This window comes from Bradyrhizobium sp. 1, from assembly GCF_023073315.1.
Classification (GTDB): domain Bacteria; phylum Pseudomonadota; class Alphaproteobacteria; order Rhizobiales; family Xanthobacteraceae; genus Bradyrhizobium.
The window spans coordinates 209,233-230,691 of record NZ_JADPJH010000038.1 but is presented as its reverse complement, the minus strand read 5'-3'; the positions used below and the strand labels follow the sequence as shown (position 1 = coordinate 230,691).

13 protein-coding genes are annotated in these 21,459 nt (G+C 64.6%); 7 read left to right on the top strand and 6 right to left on the bottom strand.

Going from position 1 to position 21,459, the window contains the following annotated elements; genetic code table 11:
• The first annotated feature begins 327 nt into the window (after positions 1–327).
• From IVB29_RS36940 to IVB29_RS36930, 3 genes are read left to right on the top strand one after another with little or no spacing between them, the layout of a single operon-like run.
• Positions 328–1,704 (top strand): ABC transporter substrate-binding protein, encoded by a 1,377-nt coding sequence (locus IVB29_RS36940; RefSeq protein WP_247508386.1) that lies wholly within the window; start codon positions 328–330, stop codon positions 1,702–1,704.
• Positions 1,705–1,709: 5 nt separating this feature from the next.
• Positions 1,710–2,510 (top strand): ABC transporter permease, encoded by an 801-nt coding sequence (locus IVB29_RS36935; RefSeq protein WP_247508345.1) that lies wholly within the window; start codon positions 1,710–1,712, stop codon positions 2,508–2,510.
• Positions 2,507–3,346, top strand: a complete 840-nt coding sequence (locus IVB29_RS36930; RefSeq protein WP_247508344.1) for an ABC transporter ATP-binding protein — start codon at positions 2,507–2,509, stop codon at positions 3,344–3,346. The genes IVB29_RS36935 and IVB29_RS36930 overlap by 4 nt, the downstream gene beginning before the upstream one ends.
• On the opposite strand, the gene IVB29_RS36925 is transcribed toward IVB29_RS36930, so the two are convergent.
• The 4 genes from IVB29_RS36925 to IVB29_RS36910 form a co-directional block, all read right to left on the bottom strand.
• Positions 3,343–4,323, bottom strand: a complete 981-nt coding sequence (locus IVB29_RS36925; protein ID WP_247508343.1) for an LLM class flavin-dependent oxidoreductase — start codon at positions 4,321–4,323, stop codon at positions 3,343–3,345. The two genes, IVB29_RS36930 and IVB29_RS36925, sit on opposite strands and share 4 nt — an antisense overlap.
• On the bottom strand, positions 4,320–5,051 hold the full coding sequence (locus IVB29_RS36920; RefSeq protein WP_247508342.1) for a 4'-phosphopantetheinyl transferase superfamily protein: 732 nt from the start codon (positions 5,049–5,051) through the stop codon (positions 4,320–4,322). The genes IVB29_RS36925 and IVB29_RS36920 overlap by 4 nt, the downstream gene beginning before the upstream one ends.
• A 219-nt stretch (positions 5,052–5,270) precedes the next feature.
• Entirely contained in the window at positions 5,271–5,438 is a 168-nt protein-coding gene (locus IVB29_RS36915) for a hypothetical protein (protein ID WP_247508341.1), read from the bottom strand.
• 141 nt (positions 5,439–5,579) lie between these two features.
• Entirely contained in the window at positions 5,580–12,038 is a 6,459-nt protein-coding gene (locus tag IVB29_RS36910; RefSeq protein ID WP_247508340.1) for a non-ribosomal peptide synthetase, read from the bottom strand.
• A gap of 135 nt (positions 12,039–12,173) precedes the next feature.
• On the opposite strand from IVB29_RS36910, the gene IVB29_RS36905 reads away from it, so the two are divergent.
• From IVB29_RS36905 to IVB29_RS36895, 3 genes are all read left to right on the top strand, one after another.
• On the top strand, positions 12,174–15,644 hold the full coding sequence (locus IVB29_RS36905; RefSeq protein ID WP_247508339.1) for an AAA family ATPase: 3,471 nt from the start codon (positions 12,174–12,176) through the stop codon (positions 15,642–15,644).
• A complete protein-coding gene (locus IVB29_RS36900) occupies positions 15,641–16,435 on the top strand; it encodes an rRNA adenine N-6-methyltransferase family protein (RefSeq protein WP_247508338.1) in 795 nt (264 codons plus the stop codon). Before IVB29_RS36905 ends, IVB29_RS36900 begins: the two co-directional genes overlap by 4 nt.
• A gap of 95 nt (positions 16,436–16,530) precedes the next feature.
• The gene (locus IVB29_RS36895; protein ID WP_247508337.1) at positions 16,531–17,481 is read left to right on the top strand and encodes a DUF6492 family protein; all 951 of its coding nucleotides are present in this window, start codon (positions 16,531–16,533) and stop codon (positions 17,479–17,481) included.
• 12 nt (positions 17,482–17,493) lie between these two features.
• Here IVB29_RS36895 and IVB29_RS36890 read toward each other — a convergent pair whose 3' ends face one another.
• On the bottom strand, positions 17,494–18,561 hold the full coding sequence (locus IVB29_RS36890; protein WP_247508336.1) for an endo-1,4-beta-xylanase: 1,068 nt from the start codon (positions 18,559–18,561) through the stop codon (positions 17,494–17,496).
• Between the two features lie 97 nt (positions 18,562–18,658).
• Positions 18,659–19,744 carry a glycosyltransferase family 1 protein gene (locus IVB29_RS36885; RefSeq protein WP_247508385.1) on the bottom strand — a complete coding sequence of 362 codons (1,086 nt, stop codon included), beginning with the start codon at positions 19,742–19,744 and terminating at the stop codon, positions 18,659–18,661.
• A 272-nt stretch (positions 19,745–20,016) separates the two neighbouring features.
• Between IVB29_RS36885 and IVB29_RS36880 the strand changes: the two genes are divergently transcribed.
• The gene (locus IVB29_RS36880) at positions 20,017–21,453 is read left to right on the top strand and encodes an oligosaccharide flippase family protein (RefSeq protein ID WP_247508335.1); all 1,437 of its coding nucleotides are present in this window, start codon (positions 20,017–20,019) and stop codon (positions 21,451–21,453) included.
• The last annotated feature ends 6 nt before the right edge of the window (positions 21,454–21,459 follow it).

Below are 21,459 nucleotides of genomic sequence, written 5' to 3'. Positions count from 1 at the left end.
TCGCAATCTGTCAGCTTTCGGATGTCTTGCGAACAGGTAAGAGCGGAGATGGTGCGATGTCCATCTCTTTGCGATCGTTCCAAATCACTTAGCAAAGCTTGTTGCGCGCGGCGAACGATCGCGAAACGATTCCTCTGTCGATGGCATTGTCTTGAGAAAATCCTTTGCGCCGTGCACGACGAAATCACGACGCAAGTAATTGCTTCAAGCGGCGAGCGGCGCCTTCGATAGTGCCGGCTATCGTTGTCGCCGGCACGCGACCGGCCTCCCGAGGACAGTTCGATGATCGAATTCAGCTCTCTGAAAATCAGTGCAGCCGTCGTGGCCATGACCGTAGCAATGTTCGCGCCATTGCGCGCGGAGACGATCCGTGTGGCGGTCGGAACGCAGGATACGACCATCAATTGCGCGACCGGCGGATTGCTCATTCGCGAGCTCAAGCTCTTGGAAAAATTCCTGCCGCATGACGGCAAATACAAGGACGTCGCCTACGACATCCAGTGGAAGAATTTCACCAGCGGCGCGCCGCTCACCAACGAAATGGTCGCAGGCAAGCTCGATTTCGGCGCGATGGCGGATTTCCCCGGTTCGCTCAATGGCGTGGCGTTCCAGAAGGCGGGGCGCCGCAGCCTCTTCATCAGCGTGCTGTCCGGCAGCACCAAGGGTAGCGGCAACGGAATCGTGGTGCCGTCGAGCTCGCCGGTGCAGTCGCTCGATGAGCTCAAGGGAAAGACCATCTCCGTTCCCTTTGCTTCGACCTCGCATGGCATGCTGCTTCGTGCCATCGAGGCCAAGGGCTGGAACCCCGAGACCGACGTCAACATCATCACGCAGGCGCCGGAAGTTGCGGGGCCGGCGTTGCAGGCGGGCAAGATCGAGGCGCATGCCGACTTCGTTCCGTTTGCCGAGCTGTTTCCGTGGCGCGGCTTTGCGCGCAAGATCTTCGACGGTTCGCAGGCCAACGCTCCGACATTCCACGGCGGTCTGGTCGATGCGGAGTACGCCGAAAAATATCCCGAGATCGTCGTCGCCTATTTGCGCGCCGCGCTGGAGGCGGACCGGCTGATCACTGAAGAGCCGGAGAAATACAGCGAGCTGATCGCGAAGGTGACCGGCATCGAGGCCGAGGTCGACTATCTCTTCCACGGGCCGCTTGGTCTTCAGACCCGCGATGTGACGTGGAAGCCGGAATACCGCCAGGCGGTCGCAACCTCGATCAAGACGCTGAAGCTGCTCAAGCGGGCGGATAGCGATCTCGATATCAACCAGTTCGTCACGGACAAATTCATTCGCGTGGCGGCCGCGCAGGCGGGGCGGGATTACGATTCCGAGCTGAAGAACTACGCGCAGCTTTTGCTGAAAGCCAAGGATGCTGCGACGGGTGCCGAGATCGGCGATTTCACCCATGTCGCGCAGATCTGGGTGAAGGATGAGCCCCATGTACGTCATTACGCTTCGCCCGAGAATGCGTTGAAGGCACTCGCCGGCCTGGAGAAGGACGGCAAAACCATTCGCGTCGTCTATGCCCAGGATCGCGAGAGCGGCATCAAGTTGTTCGCAAACCAGGCCTGGTTCGTGCGGTCGTCCAACGGCGAGCTGAGCGCGTTCCTGCTCAAGGACGCGGCGGAACGTTGGTCGAAGCAGAACGGTGGTGCGGTCCTCGACTTCAGCGCGGCGCGCGAGTCGCTCGCCGCGAGCCGGTGAGGCCGATGGCCACCGTGATCCGGGCGCGGCTTGTTGGCACCCGATGGGTGATCCGCGGCCTGTCGATCCTGGCCTGCATCGCCCTGTGGCAGGTCGCGTCAGTGACGCACCTCAATCTGGGGATCGTCACCTTCCGCAACGTCCCGCCGCCGGTCGAGGTGGCCCAATCCGCGGTTGCTCTGTTTCGCTCGCCAAAACTGGCGGCGCATATCACCAGCAGCCTCTGGCGCGTGTTCGCGGGCTATGGCGCGGCGGTGGTGATCGGCGTGATGCTGGGTTTTGCGATTGGTCGGTCGCGCGCCGCGAGCGACCTCTTGCTGCCGCCGCTCGAATTGCTGCGGCCTATTCCGGCGGTGGCATGGATACCGCTGTCGATCCTGATGTTCCCGTCGTCAGAACTGTCGATGATCTACATTACTTTCATCGGCGCCTTGTTTCCGATCGTGCTGAACACGGTCCACGGGGTCGCGAATGTCGATCGGCGGCTGGTCGCCTCCGCCCGCAGCCTCGGCGCGGGCGGTCCGGCGATTCTCAGGGAGGTGGTGCTGCCGGGCGCCGCGCCCAGCATCGTCACCGGACTTGCGATCGGCATGGGCACCTCGTGGTTCTGCCTTGTCACCGCGGAGATGATCTCGGGCCAGTTTGGCATCGGCTACTATACCTGGGAGGCCTACACACTCCAGAATTATGCCGACATCATCGTCGGCATGCTGATCATCGGCCTGCTCGGTATGGGCTCCAGCTGGCTGCTGACCACCGCCGGGCGGCTTCTGATGCCGTGGCGCAGCTCAAAGGTGGTGCGATGAATATTCGGGTCGCCGATATCGACGCGAAGAGCTTCGGCCGCATCGACATCGCCGATGTCTCGATCGCGCTCGGCGACGGCAACGATGCGTTCGAGGCCGTGAGCGGTCTCGACTTTGCCGTCGCGCCGGGCGAACTCGTCTGCATCCTCGGTCCCTCCGGCTGCGGCAAGTCCACGCTGCTCGGCGCGCTGGCCGGCCATATGCCTGTTACGGCAGGACGGCTTACGGTCGACGGCCAACAAATCCAGGGCCCGAGCCCGGATCGCGGCATGGTGTTTCAACAGCACACGCTGTTTCCCTGGAAGCGGGTCCGCGACAATGTCGCCTTCGGTCCGAAGATGCGGGGCCTGGCGGGAACGGAGCGCGACCGCGCCGCCGATGCCATCCTGAAGCTGGTTGGTCTTTCCGGCTTCGAGGCGTTTTATCCGGCGCAACTGTCCGGCGGGATGCAGCAGCGCGTCGAGATCGCGCGGGTCCTGATCAACCAGCCGCGGGTGCTGCTGATGGACGAGCCCTTCAGTGCCCTCGATGCACAGACGCGCGCCATGATGCAGGAGGTTCTGCTCGACATCTGGGGCAAGATCCCGACCACCACGGTCTTTGTCACCCACGACATCGACGAGGCATTGTTCCTCGCCGATCGCATCGTGGTGATGAGCGCAAGACCCGGCCGGGTGATCGAGGATATCGTGCTGCCCTTTGCACGGCCGAGAAGCCATGACCTCGTGACCGAACCCGAGTTCGTGCGTCTGAAGCGGCACGTCATGCAGCTTCTGCGACGGCCGGACGGCCGCGAGCCGCTGGCGCGGCTTAGTCCGCTCGGCGTGACATCCTAAAACATCCCGCTTGCTGCGAGCGCCTTGCGGACATGCTGCATCTCGGTCTCGTCCGCGACCATGTCGAGCATAACAGTGGTCAAGCCCTTCGCCGCAAAATCCTTCAGCTTCGCGCCGATCTCGGCGTAGCTGCCGACGAGGTAGGGGCAGTCGGCCTGGAAGGTGAGGAACGGCAGCAACCAGTAGCCATTGTCGTGAAGTTCGCCGCTTTGCCCGTCATACAGCCGTCGCTTCCACACGGAGTCGCTGTTCTCCACGGTGAGCGCGAGCAGCTCGCGATCATCCGCGTTGTCGCGGAAACGTTCCTTGGCCGCCTGCCGCGCCTCCTCGCCGCTCTCGCGCGCAAAAATGCCGAAATTCATTCCTGGGGCGTCCAGGCCGCGATCGAGATCGGGCGGCAGCATCTGCATCTTGATGCAGCCAGTCTCCTTCGCCACGCGCTGCGCCGCTTCGGACTGTCCCGCGATCAGGAATTCCGGCATCAGCCCAGCTGGCAGACGCGGGCGAAGTTGCAGGTTGTTTGCACGATAGAAACGGCCTTCGAAATTCACCGGCCGCGGGCTCGAGAGCAACTGGCGCATCAGCGCCACGAATTCGCCGAGCCGGACATAGCGATCGCCATGCGACTGTTCGTCGCCCAGTCCCTGCAAATCGCTGACCGCGGTCCCCGTGATCATGTTGAGATAGACTTTGCGGCCGTACAGCTGCGCAAGGGACGAGACGAATTTCGCCGCCGTGAATGGGTGCATGTAGACCGGATTGACCGCGATCAACGGCGAGGATCGCGCCGTCTCCGCCATGATGTGCTGGGCCATCGCCCAGGGCGCGACGAACACGTCATTGCCTTCGAACAGCAAAATACCTTCGAAGCCGTTGCTGTCGGCGAACTGCGCCACGCGCATCAGCTCGCCGACATATTTTTGGGGATCGCGGTTGCGCGAAATCGCAGGAAAGACGCGCAGCCGCGCCGGCGTCATTCAGCCGCTTCCTGGAGCGGCCAGGCGTTGCGCGTGATGGGCAGGCCGCCGGTCGCCCGGGAGCCGTCGGCGATCGCGAGGCGATGCGAGGGTGACGGCGAGCATAGCTGGAATCGCCAGCCCTGGGGATCGTCGGCGATATCGGGCTTGAAGCTGATCTCGATGGCCTCGTGCGAGACCTGCATCGCGAAGGCGTCGAGCGGCAGATTGAGCCCAAAGCCCCGGGCCTTCAGATAGGCCTCCTTGAGCGTCCAGTAATCGAAGAAGCGCTCGATCGCGGCGGGCTCCGGCAGTCCGCGCAAGGTTTCGACCTCCTCCGGCGCAAAGAACCGAAGCGCGGTCGACAGCGGCGCCACCCGGCGCGACACGGTCTCGACGTCGACGCCAACGGCTTCGTGCCCGGACACCACGCAGGCAACGCAGCCGTCGGCGTGCGACAGGCTGAAATGCAGCGGGGTCGAAGTCCTTGGCGATGCGACAAACGGCCGCCCGTAGCGGCCGGCCGCAAAGGACCAGTCGGTCGGATCGACATTCGGCGCGACCTGCGATAACCCCAGGCGCAGCAACGCGTGCGCGAAAATATATTGCCGTCGATGCCGCTCGAACATGAAGCGGTCGGCGCGGATCCGTTCGTCGATCGAGAGCAAGCGTCGGCACGCATCGGCCACGCCGGGCGCGTCAATGGTCTCGATCAGTCCGACAAACAGTTCAATTCTGTCGTCTGCCATCCATTAGGCCTTTGGCGTCAGGCAGAGGTCTAATCCCCGGCCCTGACGGAAGAATCAACTGAGCAAGAAACGACTGAGCGGACCGCTTCTAACGGTCCACTCGGGCGAATTCTTGTCGATTGCTGGACGGTTTACGGACGCAAGCTTGTGCGAGCCCCCCAACGCGGCAGGCGTGTGGCCGTTGTCCGAAGATTCGTGCGGCGTCTCCGCCGACTAGTCTTACTTTTTCTTCTTGGCCTTCTTCGAGCCGCCCAGCACCGAAAGGCTGGCGTCGACGTCCTTCAGCGCGGACTGGAGCTTCTTCTTCTCGGTGCCCAGCAGCTTTTGCAGGGCCTTGCGGTCCTTGTCGCTCAGCGAGGTACCCTTGGTAAATTTGACGAAACCCATAACAAACTCCCCCGGTTGAAAATAAGTCCAAATCAAAAACGCAGGAATAATGTTGCGCGATGGCGGCAAATAATCAAGATGCAACTTGATCATTCACAGCTTTGGCGAGTGAACTCCTATTCTCTCGTCTTGTACAGCCGATCATGCCGCTTTGCGAGCAAGCAATCGGCCAATCGGCGTGTTGGGTTGGGTGACAGCGGTTCCCAGCAGCGCCACGAGATCCTCCATCCACGCGCCGACCATGCCGCTATCGAGCAATTCGCGCTTGTAATTGCATGAACCGGTGATTCCGGTCGGGCGCTCCTTGAGCATCAGCGACAGCCAGGTCTGGTCGATCGGCAGCACCGGCTGCCCCTCGCGCGCAACGTTTCCGATCGATTGCACCGCAATGTCCGGCAGATCGAGCGGCTGGCGCAGCGGATTTTGCAGCGTGAAATAGACCTGGAGCAGCGCAGCCGGGTCTATTCCCGCCTGCTCCAGCTGGTCGGCCAGCATGTTGAACGGCAGCTCCTGCCGGGCATGCGCATCCAGCACGCTCTGGCGGACCCGCACCAGGGCCTGCGCGAACGACAGATCCGGCGTGATTGTCGTGCGGACGATCACCGTATTCTCGAAAGGGCCGACGATCCGGTCGGTGTCCGGCTGGGCGCGATTGGCCATGGCGGTGGCGACCGCGATGTCGCTGCGGCCGGTTCGCGCCAGCAGCAGGGCCTTCAGGCCGGTGAGAAGGCACATGACCAGCGTGCTGTTGTGCTGGCCGGCGAATGCCGTGAGCCGCGCGATCAGATCCGGCTCCAGGCTGACCGGCTGATGCCCGGTGGACGCGCCGGGGTTTGCTTCGCCGTCGAAGATCGGGGCCGCGCCGCGCAAATTCTCCGTCCAGTCTGCAGCCTGGCGACGGGCGGCGTCAGTGCCGCACCACCAGCGCTGCCAGCGGGCGATGTCCGAAAAGGCCGGCGGCGGCCTCAGTAAAGGTGCCGAGGGACGCCCGGCCAGCGCCGCATAACGGTTCGACAATTCCTCGAACAGCACGCCGATCGACCAGCCGTCGGCAACGGCGTGATGCAGCGTCAGCAGCAGCACGTGGTCGTCGGCATGGAGCCGCAACAGCCGCGCCCGCAACAGCGGCGCCCGCGCGGCGTCGAACGGGGTGTAAGCCTCCTGCTCGATCAGCAGATCGATCTTCCTGGATTCGAGGGCCTGGCGCCGCTTGTTATTGTGGTGATGCCCGTCGCCGATGGTTTCGACGGCAAGGACGGGGCCGAGCTCGCTGGGTGTGGCGATGCGGCAGACCGGCTCCCCGCCGCTCCAGCCGAATCCGGTCCGCAGCGATTCGTGGCGGCGCACGATGTCACCGAACGCCTGGGCGAGGGCGGCCGGATCGAGCGGGCCCTCGAGACGGAAGGCGAAGGGCAGGTTGAACAGCGGCAGCCCCGGCAGGTTCTGCTCGATGCGAATCATCTGGTCCTGCGCGATCGAGAGCGTCGGCGGGCCGTTTTCGGCCAACCTTGTTTGAGCCAGATTTGGCAGGCTTGCGGCAGGCTGATGCGGCTTCGCCGCGACGGCCTCGTCGACCCGACGGGCAAGCTCCTCGATCGTCGGCGCTTCGAAGATGGTCTTGATCGGCAGCGACACGCCGAGCGCACGGGCAACGCGCGCCATCGCCTGGCCTGCCAGCAACGAATGGCCGCCGAGATCGAAGAAATTGTCGGTGACGCCTAGGCTCTCGACCTTCAGCAGGTCGATCCAGATGTCCGAGAGCACTTTTTCGGTGAAGCGCCGCGCCGGCACCGCTGCATCCGGTCCGGCGGTCTCCTGCTGTGCGGGCGCCAGCAGCGAGGACCGGTCGATCTTGCCATGGGCGTTGAGCGGCATCCGATCCAGGAACAGGAAGGCGGACGGGATGGCATGGCCCGGCAGCCGGCTCTTCAGGAATTCGCGTAGCTCGCTGGCGCTGCTCTGGCTGCCAGACCTTGCCACGATATGGGCGATCAGCCTGACATCACCACTGGCTTCGCGGCGCGGCTCGACGATGCCGGCGCGCACACCAGGGTGGTCGGCCAGCGCGTTCTCGATCTCCTTGAGCTCGATCCGGTAGCCGCGGACCTTGACCTGATAGTCGGCGCGGCCGAGGCATTCGATGGTGCCATCAGTGCGGCGGCGGGCGAGGTCGCCGGTCCGGTAAAGCCGGCTGCCAGCCTGGCGCGAGAACGGATCGGGCAGGAAACGCTGCCGGCTCTGCGCGGGATCGTTGACATAGCCGCGTCCGACGCCGGCGCCCGTGATGCAGAGTTCGCCAGTCACGCCGACCGGCAGCGGCTGAAGGTTTTGATCGAGCACGTAGAGCTGGGTGTTCGGCAGCGGCGCTCCGACCGGAACGTTGGTCGTCGCGGTCGCCGGCGCCTTGGTCAGGCGATGCAGCGAGACGTCGTCGGAACATTCCGAGGCGCCATAGGCATTGATCAGCGGCACCTTTGGACAGCGCGCGAACCAGGCGCGGCAGAGGTCGACAGGCAGCGGCTCGCCGGTCGAAATCAGCAGGCGCAGCTTCGCAAAGGTGCGCTGGACCTGTGCCTCGTCCATGCGGTCAAGGATCACGCGCAGCAGCGACGGAACGATCTCGAGCACGGTGATGCGCTCGCGCTCGATCTCGCCCGCGAGCAGGATCGGGTCCTGCACGATCGCGTTGCCACAGATGTGGACGCGCGCGCCGACCATGGGCCCTGCGAGAAACTGCCACACCGAGATGACAAAGCTCTGCGGCGCGGTCTGCGCGATCACGTCCCTGGCCGAGAGATTGAGTTCGAAAATGAGCGACGCCAGATGGTTCGTCAGGCCGCGCTGCTCGATCATGACGCCCTTCGGCGCACCGGAGGAGCCGGAGGTATAGATGAGATAGGCAAGGCTCGCGGCGGCGCGCGGCGCTGCGCGGGCCGGTTTGCTCGATCCGGGTACGAGTGCGTCCTCAAGCTGCGCCACATGGATGCGCTCGACCAGCGGTTCGAGCAGCGCCTTGGCCATGGATGACTGCGCGCGCGCGGTCAGCAGCATGCGGGCGCAGCTCGATCCCAAAATGGTCGCGAGCCGCGCCGACGGCTGGTCGGGATCAAGATTGAGGGAGGCGGCGCCTGCGCGCTGCACGCCGATCATGGCGGCGAGCAGATCGGGCCCGCGCTCCGCAAGCAAGGCGACCACCGTCTCGGCACCAACGCCTTCGCGGACCAGCCAGCGCGCGATCGCCTGGCTGCGGCGCGCCAGCTCGCGATAGCTCAGGGAGGTATGTCCGTCGGACACCGCGATCGCATTCGGCGTTGTCTTCGCCTGACGGTCGAAGCGTTCGCTCAGATTGCCGCGCGTGGTGAAATTGGCCGGCACGCCCCGGCCTTTCGCCAGCAGTTGCCGGCGTTCGGCCTCGGTCAAAAGCGGCAGGCGCGAGATGCGCTGCTCCGGATTGGAAATCACGGCCTTGAGCAGGGTCTTGAACTGAGCGGCCATGTCCTCAATCGTCGCCGCGTCGAACAGATCGGTGGCGTATTCGAAGAACCCGGTGAAACGGCCGTCGGCCTCGACCAATTCGAGCGTGATGTCGAAGCGCGCCACCTTCGGATCGACCTCCAGCCGCCGCGTCGACAGGCCCGGGAAGCGTGCCGCCTCGATCGAGGCGTTCTGGAGGATGAACATGATCCGGAACAGCGGATTGCCGTCCGTCCTACGCGCGATCTGGAGCGCGCGCAGCACCTCCTCGATCGGGAGGTCCTGGTTGCGATAGGCGTCGAGCGTGACCTGTCGCACCCGCCGCAACATGTCGCTAAAACTCGGATCGCCGGCAAAATCGTTACGCAGGATCAGGGTGTTGGCGAACAGCCCGATCAGGCGTTCGCTTTCGATTTGGTTGCGGTTGGCGATCAGCGACCCGGTCGCGACGTCCTCATGCCCGGTGTGGCGGAACAGCAAGCACTGGAACACCGCGAGCAGCGTCATGAAGGAGGTGACGCCCTGGTCCTGGCTCAGTGCGCGGACATCGGCCGAGAGGGCCTTGGAGAACTCGAAATAGTGACGGGCGCCGTGACCGCTCCAGACCTCCGGTCGTGGCCGGTCGGTCCGCAGCGGCAGCGTGGTGACGCCGTCGAGCTGGGTCCGCCAGTAGTCGAGCTGCTCCTTCGCCGCCGGCGTCTGCGCCCAGCTTTGCTGCCACAACGCAAAGTCGCGATACTGGAAGGTGGCCGAGGGTCGTGCCGCCACGCTCTTCTTGCGTGCGGCGGCATAATGCGCGGCGAGCTCTTCCCAGAACAGCCGCTGCGACCAGCCGTCGGTGACGAGGTGGTGGACGTTGACCACCAGCGCGTGGCTGGTTTTGTCGAACGACAGTAGCGTGACCTTCAGCGGCGGTTCGTGCGCCAGGTCGAACGGATGTTGTGCGAGCTTGAGCGCCTCCCGCCGGATCATTGCGGCTTGCTTGTCCAGGGGGCAGGGCTTGAGCTTGATCCGCTCGAATTGCGGCGGCGACTGCAGCACACGCTGCGCCGGCTCGCCCTGATGTTCGATGAAGACCGAGCGCAGCGCCTCGTGGCGGGCGCAGATCGCGGTGAGGCTCGCAGACAACGCGGCGATGTCGACCATGCCCTTGAGAACAGCGACTTCGACGACATTGTAGTTGTAGCGGGTCGGATCGAGCCGCGACAGCAAGTACATCCGCTGCTGCTGGAACGACAGCGGCGCGTCCGCCGCCGCCGCCTGGCGCCAGGCCGGAAGCACCGGTTGGCGATGGGTCGTGGCAGTCTCGATCCGGGCCGCAAGCGCCGAGACCGTGGCGCAATCAAAGATGTCCTCGAAGGAGAAGTCGACGTTGAAGCGTTCACGCAGGCGCGAGCGCATCTGCGTCGCCGCGAGCGAGTCCGCGCCAAGTGCGAAGACGTCCTGATCGATGCCGACCTGCGGCAGCTCCAGCAGGCCGGCCCAGATCTCCGCGAGCTGGGTCTCCAGCGCGCTGCGCGGCAGCTGTTCCTCGTCGCTTTCGTCCACTGCTGCGATCAGCTCGGCCAGCGCGTTGCGCTTGACCTTGCCGCTGGCGCCCTTCGGCAGCGCCGCCACGCTGCGGATCAAGCTCGGAACCTTGTAGGCCGCAAGCCGCTTTCGCGCGAACTGGCGCAGCCCGTCCGAGGTCGCCTCGGAATTGGGGCGCAGCACCACGACGGCCGCGACGTTCTCGCCGAGCTTTTGGTGCGCCACGGCGAACACGCCGGCCTCCAGCACCGCCGGATGGCCGAGCAGGACCTCCTCCACCTCCAGCGGCGAGATCTTCTGGCCGCCGCGGTTGATGACGTCCTTGATACGGCCGACGATGAAGAGATAGCCGTCGGCATCGAGATAGCCGAGATCGCCGGTGCGGAACCAGCCGTTGCGGAACGCGGCCTGCGTCCCCGCCTCGTCATTATAATAGCCGCGGCTCATATTCGCTCCGCGCAGCACGATCTCGCCGCGCTCGCCGCTCGCAAGCGCGCGGCCGGTCTCGTTCATGATCGCGATCTCCGGCCCCGCGGCGCGGCCGACCGATCCGATCTTGCGTAGCTGGAACGGATTGGCCGCGATCTGCGAGGCCGCTTCCGTCATGCCGTAGGTTTCGAGCACGGGAACGCCGAACATCGCCTCCAGTCCATTGAGGATCGCAGGCGCGAGCGAGGATGAAGCCGAACGGATCACGCGCAGCGACGACGACCGGGCGCGGTCCGGGTCGGCTTCGGCCGCGGTCAGCAGCGCGCGATGAATGGTCGGCACCGCCGTGTACCAGGTCGGTTGCAGCTCCCGCATCCAGCCGAAGAAGGACAATGCGTCAAAGCCGTCGGTGCAGATCACGCTGGAGCCCGCGGCCAGCGCCGTCAGGAGACCGGAGATCAGGCCATGCGCGTGAAACAGCGGCAGGGCGTTGAGCAGGCGATCGTGGGATACGAGCGACAGCACTCGGCCTGCATTGGTGGCGGACAGGCACACATTGCGATGTGTGAGCGGCACCATTTTCGGCCGTGCCGCCGTGCCCGACGTCAGCAGGATGAATGCATCGTCGTCGCCGCGCGAGGCGCCGCTGGCGCTCGCCGGCCCGATCATCGGGCCGACGAACGCGCAGCCGCCGAGATCGTGTTTCGGCCCCGGCACGAAATCGATCACCGCGATATCCAGCGTCCTGGCGACATCACGGCTCGGTGAGTTCATATCCGCACGGGTGACGAGCGCCTTCAGCTTCAATTCGCTGAAATAGCGCTGCAACTCGTCCGCCGTCAGGTCCGGATTGACGGGGACACAGGCGCCGGCCGACGCGACCGCGATCAGCGCCAGCGCACTGTCCGCGCCGCGCGGCAGTGCAACAGCGATCCGGTCGGCAGGCGCAATGCCGAGCCCGCGTAGCGTGCGGATCAGGTCCTGGATCCGCTCGCCAAGCGCGCCGTAGGTGAGAGCCGGCCGGCCCGGTGCCATGAGGGCGGGCGCCGCAGGTGTCTTGCGGGCGTAGAAATCGAGAAGGCCGCCGATATGCGCGAATATCTTCGTTTCGGCGCTCCCGCCGGCCGCTCCTTCTTCCGCTCCGGGTGCAATGTCAGACAACGCCATTCCCTTTTGATCCGATTGGGCTATTCTTCCAAGAACTTAGGGAACGCGTCCAGTCTGAGGTGAAGTTCGGGCCCCAAAATCTGTGGTTGAGGGGCCTAAAGCCCTTCGACGGAGTGATGGTCGGGCAGAATCACCATGCTGGAGAATGAGCCTGTTACGGGGACGGAGGGCGGGCTGAAGCGCTGGCTCGACGGCATCGGTCTCGGCCACTACACCGATCTCTTCGTGCAGCACCGCCTCGATCTCGATGTCATGGGGGATTTGACCGAAGCCGACCTGATCGAGCTCGGCTTGCCGCTTGGCGACCGCAAGCGGCTCCGGCGCGCGATGGCGGCACTGTTCCAGGCTGAAACCGCGGAGCCGCCGGCGACAGTGGCACGTCCGCAGAGCCGGACGGAGGTCGGGGCCGAACGGCGCCAGCTCACCACCATGTTTTGCGACATGGTCGATTCCACCGCGCTCTCCGCGCAATTCGATCCGGAAGACGTGCGCGACATGATCGCGAGTTTTCGCGAGACCTGCGTCCGGGTGGTCAAGCATTATGAGGGTTTTGCCGCCCGTTTCGTCGGCGACGGTATCCTGGTCTATTTCGGCTATCCGACCGCCCATGAGGACGATGCCGAGCGCGCGGTGCGCGCCGGGCTCGAGATCGTGCGGGTGCTGTCGACCGCGCGCGCGATCGAGCCGCGTGGCGCACTCAGTCATTCGCCGGCGGTCCGCATCGGCATCGCGACCGGTCTCGTCGTGGTCGGCGACCTCGTGGGGCAGGGCACCGAAGAGCGCGACTCCGCGGTCGGGGAAACCGTCAATCTCGCCGCGCGCCTGCAAGCCCTGGCGCCGCCCAACGGCGTGGTGATCTCGGCGTCGACGCAGTCGCTGCTGAAGGGCAAGTTCGACTACCGCAATCTCGGCGTCCATGCGCTGAAGGGCATCTCGGAGAAGGCGCAAGCCTGGCACGTGGTGCGCGCCACGCGGGTGGAGACCCGCTTTGCCGCCGCCATGGGCACGCGGTTGACCCCGCTCGTCAACCGCGAGGAGGAGATCGCGCTGCTGATGGGGCGCTGGCAGCAGGTCAAGGAGGACGATGGCCAGGTCGTGGTCAAATTCGGCGAACCCGGGATCGGCAAGTCGCGCATCATCCAGGAGATTTTTGAGCGGATCGCGGGCGACCGGCATGGTCAGGTCTCGTTCCAGTGCTCGCCCTATTACACGTCCACGGCATTCTATCCGTTCTCCGAGCAGCTCAAATTCTCCCTCGGCATGGACCGCGAGGATGCATCCGCGCTGTCGCTGACGAGCCTGGAGACCGCGATCGCGGCCGCGCACGGCGACATCGAGCAGGTCACGCCGCTGTTTGCTGCGCTGCTGTCCATCCCGACCGGAGACCGCTATCCGCCGCTGGAGCTGTCGCCGCAGCAGCAGAAGGATGCCACCGTCGCGGCGCTGGTCAGTCATTTCCTCGGCCTCGCGCGCGAAATGCCGCTGGTGATCGCGTTCGAGGATTTGCACTGGATCGACCCGACCTCTCGTGAGGTCCTCGACCTCTTGATCGACCGGGTGCAGAATCGGCCGATCCTGGTCGTCGTCACCGCTCGCACCGAATTCCAGCCGAGCTGGAACGCCCATTCGCACATCACGACCCTGGTGCTGAACCGCCTAAGCCGGCAATTGCGCGCGACACTGGTCGAGCGTGTCGCCGGCCGGGAGCTGCCCAAGGAAGTCATCGAGGAGATCATCGTCAAGACCGACGGCGTGCCGCTGTTTCTGGAAGAGCTCACCAAGACCGTGCTCGAATCCAACCTGCTGACCGAACGGCACGGGCGCTACGTGCTGTCGGGCCCGTGGCGGCAGCTCGCGATCCCGGCGACCCTGACGGATTCGCTGATGGCGCGGCTCGACCGCATGGGCCCGTTCAAGCGGATCGCGCAGATCGGCGCCACCATCGGCCGCGAGTTTTCCTACGAGACACTTCAGGCCGTCGCCAATACGCCGGCGGAGCAGATCGAGGCCGCATTGAATCATCTGGAGGGGGCCGGGCTGATCATGCGCCGCGGCCATCCACCCGATGCGCTCTACTCCTTCAAGCACGTGATGATCCAGAACGCCGCGCATGACAGCCTGCTGCACAGCGAGCGGCGCAAGTTGCATGCGGGGATCGCGCAGGTGCTTGCCGAGATGTATCCGGAAAAGACCGACCGCGAACCGGAGCTGCTCGCCCATCATCTGACCGAGTCGGGCCAGAGCGAGGGCGCGGCGAGCTTCTGGCTCAAGGCCGGCAAGCAGGCGGCCAAGAGCGGCGCCAATCTGGAGGCGATCGGCCATCTGCGCCGCGGCTTGAGCGTCGTGCAGGCCAATGCGCGCATGCAGGGCGCGGACGAGATGGAGCTCGAGCTGCGCATCGCACTCGGCAACGCGCTGATCGCCGCCAAGGGCTACGCCGTGCAGGAAGTCGAGGAGAATTACATCCGCGCACTCGAGCTTGGCCAGCAGCTGGACGACGATGAAAATGCCTTTGCTGCCACGCGAGGGCTCTGGGTCTGCCATTTCATCCGCGCCGATCTCACCCGTGCGCATGATCTCAGCGTCGAGTTGCTCAAGTTCGCCAAGCGCGAGCGGCTGAACGAGCGCACGCAGCCGGCGCAGCAGACCGGCTATCTGATCGAGGCGCATCGCTCGATCGCGATGACCATGCTCTATCGCGGCCGCTTTGCCGCCGCGCAACACCATCTGCATCGCTGCATCAACCTCTACAGCCCCGATTTGCACTCCGATCTGATGGAGCGCCACGGCACCGATCCCGGCGTCGTCTCGCTGTCCTATCTCGGCTATCTCTTGTGGTTCCTTGGCCGGCCCGACGCGGCGCGCCAGCACAGCGAGCAGGCGATCCTGCACGCCGAGAAGATCCGTCATCCTTTCTCGCTCGCCTTCGCGCTCGTGTTCGGCGCCTATCTCTGCCAGCATCTGCGCGATATCGAGGGTACGCGCGACCACGCCAACCGCGCCATGATCATCGCCACCGAGCACAATTTCCTGCACTGGAAGCAGCAGGCCGCGATCCTGCGGGGCTGGGCGCTGGCGCAGCTCGGTGAGGCCGACGAGGGCATCAGCCAGATGCGTTTCGGTCTCGACGAATACGAGGCGATGGACTCCTGGCTTGCCGGCTGCTGGTTCCGCTGCCTGCTCGCGGAAGCCTACGCCAAGGTCGGAATGCGCGATGCCGCCTTGCGCGCGCTGGACGGTGCGCTCGCGACTGCGAGGCGGACCGGGGATCACTCCTACCTCGCCGAGGTCTATCGCCTCCAGGGCGAGATCACGCTGTCGGACGGCGGGCCGACGTCGGTGCAGGAAGCCGAGGATTTGTTCGCCTTGTCGCTCGAGGTTGCGCGCAAGCAGGGCGCGCTGTCCTGGGAGCTTCGCACCGCCGTCAGCCTCGCGCGCCTCTCGCACGAGGCCGGCAAGCGCGAGCACGCAAGTCTCCTGCTGGTGCCGATCGTCGATAAGTTCAGTGAAGGCTTCTACACGCCGGACCTGAAGCAGGCGATGCAGCTGGTCAACGAGATCGGAGGGGACGTGCCCGTTCGTGAACGCGCCGATCCCGTGAAATGAGCGATCTCGATGCCGCGCGTGCGCGTTACGTCGCGCTGATTGCGAGGCGCGAGCTGATTTCTTCAAAGCGCCTGCTCGCGGCTCTCGGCGCTGTGCCGCGCGAAAATTTTCTGGCGAGGGGGCCATGGCGCGTCAAGAGCGAAGCGGGGAGCAGCTACCGGCTGACGCCGGACGCCGATCCCGTTCATCTCTACGATAATGTGCTGGTCGCCATCGATGCGCGCCGCAAGCTCGACACCGGACTGCCGAGCCTGTGGGCGCATTTCATCGACGTCCTCGACATCAGGGAGAAGGACCGTGTCGTGCAGATCGGCTGCGGGCTCGGCTACTTCTCGGCGGTGCTGTCGAACGTCGTGGGACCAAAGGGCAGGGTGCACGCAATCGAATGCGACGAGCGGCTCGCGGCCCGCGCTGCGACCTACCTTGGCTCCTATCGCAATGTCGCGGTCGTCCATGGCGACGGATGCGAGGATCTCGGCGGGGATGCCGACGTGATCATCGTGCATGCCGGCTTCTCGCACCCGCATCCGCTCTGGCTCCAGTCGCTCCGTCCGCGCGGCCGCCTCCTGGTGCCGCTGACCCAGCGGGACCGCGAAGGTGCTGCCCTCAAGATCATGCGCAAGGGCAAAGGCTTCGAAGCTGAGGCAGTCCAGCAGATCCGGATATTCCCCGGCCAGGGCCGCGGCGCGACCGCGCTCGACGACCGCGTCGCCGACTGGTGGCAGCGCGCCTCCGCCCTGGCGCCGCTCCGCTTTCGCGGCATCGAGCAGGGGCTGCCGTCGGATGGGTAACGCTTCATTTCATTTTACCTTGATTGCGAATGTAAGTTTCCAACGCCTCCAGACGCGGCTATGACTGCGGCTTGATGGCCATTTGAGCGCGCTCCATGCATTCCGTTGCACTGCTGACTGCCAGCTATGCCAAGGATATCGAACGCTTTTCGCTGCTCAGCGAGAGCATCGACACCTGGCTGACGGGATACACGCGGCATTATGTTCTCGTTAACGATGAGGACGTGCCGTTGTTCGAGGGGTTCGCTTCCGACAAGCGCGTCATCGTTCCGGCCTCGCGCTATTTGCCGAAATGGCTGTGGGCGCTGCCGCCGGCGCTTCAGTTCATCAGCAACCGCCGGGTCTGGCTGTCGCTGCTGTCGTCGCCGGTGCATGGCTGGCACATCCAGCAGATCCTGAAGATCGCCGGCGTGCTCAACGCGCCCGAGCAGCGGGTCTGTATTCTTGACTCGGACAATCTGTTCTTCCGCGAATTCGACGTCAGTCAATATGCCGGCGCCGAGAAGACGCCGCTCTTCGTCACGCGCAAGGGGATCGACGCCGACCATCCGTTGCATGTCCTGTGGCTCCGCACCGTCGATCAGCTTCTCGGTATCAAGGAGCGCTCCTTCCCCGCGGACGACTATGTCGGCAACGCGCTGGTGTGGGACAAGGACACCGCGCGCGCGATGACTGATGCCATCAAGTCAGCCACTGGGCTGAATTGGGCTCTGGCGCTGTGCCGGAAGAAGAAGTTTTCGGAGTACCTGCTTTACGGAAACTTCGTTGCAAACTCGCCGGAACATCTGGAGAGACACCGGATCACGGAAGACAGCATCGCCGTCTCGCACTGGGACGATACCCGCCTCGACCGTCCGGCGATTGAAGCGCTGATCGCAGCCGCCTCGCCCGAACAGGTCGCGCTCTGCATCCAGTCCTATTCGTCGACCTCGATCGACGACATCCGCGACGTGTTCCGGCTCGGCTCGCGCGACCGCCGCGGTCCGAGCCTGTCGCCCGATCACATGGGCGATAAGGCCGAATTCGAAGTGCCAAAAACGCGCTGAGACCCGCCGCCCTCAGACGTCCTTCGTGAACTTGCTGATCACGTCCATGAACGGTTTTGGCTTGAATTCGCCGTCGAGCGGCAAGGGCCGGTTCGGCTGCTTGTCCTTGCGGGCGAAGGTGCCGTTGATCCAGCTATAGCGGTCCGAGAGGCCCCAGGTCAGGATCGAGCGCACCGGGCCACTGGTCGAGATTGCGGTCAGGAGATCGTCGACGCGCTTGGCGACGATGGCGTCGCGCTCCGCAGGATTGCCCGTCAGCTTCTGGTCGTCGACGTCGAGCTCGGTGACATACACATCGAGCCCCCAGGAACGCAGCTCGGTGACGAACTCGGCGAGCCCATGCGTGTCGATCTCGAGCTCGGCATGCAGATGCGATTGCAATCCCACGGCGTGCAGCGGAACGCCCTGGTCGAGCAGGTCCATGATGAGGTTGCGGTAGGCCGCGCGCTTGGCAATGAACGAGTCCTTTGCCGACTCGATGTCATATTCGTTGATCGCGAGCTTCACGTAGGGATCGGCCGCGGCCGCTGTGCGGAAGGCGAGCGGAATCCAGCCTTTACCGAGATGCTGCGTCCAGAACGTGTCGCGCCGGTCGGTGATCCCCTTCGGATTGTCCGGGATTGGCTCGTTGACGACGTCCCACGACGTCAGCTTGTCCTTGTAATAGGACACGACGGTGCCGATGTGGTCGACATAGGCGCGCTCGACGCCCTTGGTGTCCTTGATCTGTTTGGCCCAGTCCGGAATGTCGTGATACCAGGCGAGCGCGTGTCCGCGCATCGTCAAATCGTTTTGCCGGGCGAAATCCAAAATCGCATCGGCGCGCTCGAAAGCAAAGGTGTGCGCGTCCGGCCGCAGCATCGGCCATTTCAGTTCGAGCACCGGCACGACCTGCGTGCAATAGGTGCTGATGGCTTCGCCGAGCCTGGGATCGGCTTGCAGATCCCACAATGTTGCCGCGGCACCAAAGCCGGGGCGCCGCTGCGCAAGTTTGGATGCCGGCAATGCCGACGCGGATGCGCCCGCCGCGAGCGTCGCGGCGCTGCCGAGAAGAAATTCGCGTCTGTCGAGCTTGGCCAATTTGCGATGTTCCTTTGGGAACCAACGCGCCATCGTACCAAGCGCCGCTTTGCAACGCCGGGGTTTCCAATTGTTGGGTTAACTTTGCCGGACGCCGTCAGCCCGTCTGACGCTGCAAGGCGGCTTCAGCAATCGTGTAGTAATGAAGCGCGCCCTTCTCGAGCGTCAAATTCTCCATCACATAGTCGCGAGGTGCAAAATCGCCGGCGCTGACATGCGACCAGAAGTCGCTCCAGCCGTCCACGAAGCTGTCCGCATCGGTGAAGGTCATGCCGCAGCGTGCGTCGAAATAGGGCACCGAGGACACGCCGCCCTCGTATCTGACCCTGTGCGGGAAATATTCCGGATCCTGCCACGGCCCGCCGCGATCCCAGGCGAACACGGGAACGCCGCTCGCCAGCGCCTGCTGGCAGGCGATGCCCTGGCTCTCATGCTCGCACAGGAACACCATGCTGCGGCAGCGCGCCAGCGCCGCCTTGTAGTCGTCTTCCTTGTAGTGGCCGTAGCGGACCAATTCGACGGTGCGGCCGCTTGCCTCGAGCTGCCGGCGGATCGGTTCGATCAGCTCGGCATCAAAGCGGTCGTGCTCCCACCGCACCTTGTCGTAGAGCAGCACGTCGACGCTCTTCTGGTCGGCAGGCGCAGGGGTCCACAGATCGGTCTCGATGCCGACCGGCCAGATCTCGACATGCGGCCAGTACGGACGGCACATGTCGGCGTACCAGTGGCAGGGCACCAGGATGGTCCTGGTTTGCAAATCGTGCAGATGCGCCGACGCTTCCACGGGATGGTTGTACATGGCGACGCCCAGCAGGAGCGGATTTTTCCATTGGAACCAGTCCAGCACGAACGGCCGCCCGATAATGCAGGCAAGCTCCGCCGGATGCCTGCGGATATAGCCGTAATCGTTGACGCGGTAGGGGATGCCGACCCTGTCGAGCCCGGCGCAGAGATTGAGGAAGACGCGCCGCTGCCCGCTGATCCACGACTTGCCGAGCAGCATGCGCCGCAGCAGTGGCCGGATGTGGCGGTCGCCCGGAAACCAGCGATCGTCCCGTTCCTCGAAAAACAGGTTGAGCGTCATCCGCCCGCCGCCTTCAGGGGCTGCCGGAACCAATGGGGCGTCAGCCCCGCCATGCGGCAGATGAGCCGGGTTCGCCCGTATACGCTCGGCAACGTCCATCTTGGTCATGTCCACGCACTACCAGGACGTCGGGCGACGACCTGAAATCATGGTTTCTTTTCGGTGATCGCGGCGGCCGGTTCAAGGAAAGGGCAAATTTAACGCTAACGCGCGAAAGCGGCGGAACCGCCCCGCTCGGCGGCCGATTTGCAGACTTAAATGACTATCTTGGGGGATGCTGCGGCGCAGTCCGATCGCCAAGCCTTTGATCGTCAAGCCAAGGTCCAATTGATGAACGGCCGCCCACCTCGCGCCGCCGGTCCCGTGCACGCATGCTGAATCGCCATTTCTCGATCTATCTCGTCGCCTACATCCTGCCAGCGGCGGTGGGTTTCTTCGCGGTCACCGCCTACACGCGGCTACTCACGCCCGCGGAATACGGCGTCTATGTCGTCGGCATCAGCTTGGCCGGCATTTTGGGCGCGATCTTCTTCGCCTGGATCAAGCTGTCGGTGTCCCGGTATCAGGCGATGTCGGCGGAGGTGGATTTCCGCGGCACGGCGATGGTCGCCTTTGGGCTCACGGTCGCGGTGCTCTGCGCGACGACCCCGCTCGTGGTCCTGTTCCGGAGCGATCTCAGCATCGAGCTGCTGCTCGCCAGCATGTTCGTTGCGATCATGGCCAATGCGGTCGATGTCGGCCAGGAGTTCGAGCGCGCCAAGCTGCGTCCCTATCGCTTTGCGGCGATCTCGATCGTGCGCAGTGTGTCGAGCGTCGGCTTCGGCCTTGTCGGCATCTGGCTCGGCTGGGGCGGCATGGGTCTGCTCGCAGCGTTCGGCCTGGGATCACTAACCGGCATCATCCTCAATCTCGTCGGGGATCGCACCAAGATCGCGCGCTTCCAGCGCAGCCAGTTCATGCAGCTCGCACGCTATGGCCTGCCGCTGACGTTGGCCGGCCTGTCGGTCGCGCTGTACTCGACCTGTGACCGTCTGATCGTGGCTTATCTCCTCGGCAAGGATGCCGCCGGCATCTTCGGCGTCGCCGCCGACCTGCCGCGCCAGTTCATGGTGATGATCGCCTCCAGCGTTGCAGCTGCGACCGTGCCTCTGGTGTTCCGGTCGCTGTCGGAGAAAAACAACGAGATCACGCGCGAGCGGTTGAGCGAGAGCCTCGAACTGTTACTCGTCGTTGTCGCGCCGGTCGCGATCTGGCTGGCGCTCGCCGCCGACCCGATCGCAGGTACGCTTGTCGGCGTCGATTTCCGCGCCGGCGTGTCGGCGCTGCTGCCGACCCTGGTGCTCGCCCGCTTCTTCGGCATCGCCAATCAATTCTACGTCCAGATCAGCTTTCAGCTCGCCGAACGGCCCTTCATGCTGGCGGCGCAGTCCTTCCTCACGCTGGTGGTGAGCGTGGCGCTGATGTTCGCGCTGGTTGCAGGCTACGGCCTCCATGGTGCGGCGCTGGCGACCCTCGCGACCGAGGTGCTCGGTTTCGTCGTTGCGGTCGTCCTGATGCACCGTGCCCATCCCGTGCCGTTCGATGTCAACCGTCTCGCCGGCTTGGCCGTCTCCGCAGCAGTGATGGCAGCTGCGATCCTCGTTGCGCGATCGCAAATGAGCGGCACCGGCCCCGTGCCGTTGGTCATCGTGAGTCTTGCGGGCGGCCTCGCCTACGCCGTCGCGGCGTGGCTCCTCAATGTCGCGAATGTGCGCACGCTGTCGGTTCGTTTCCTGCGGACCTTCAACCGGAAGGCGCTGGGCGTCTAGCACACA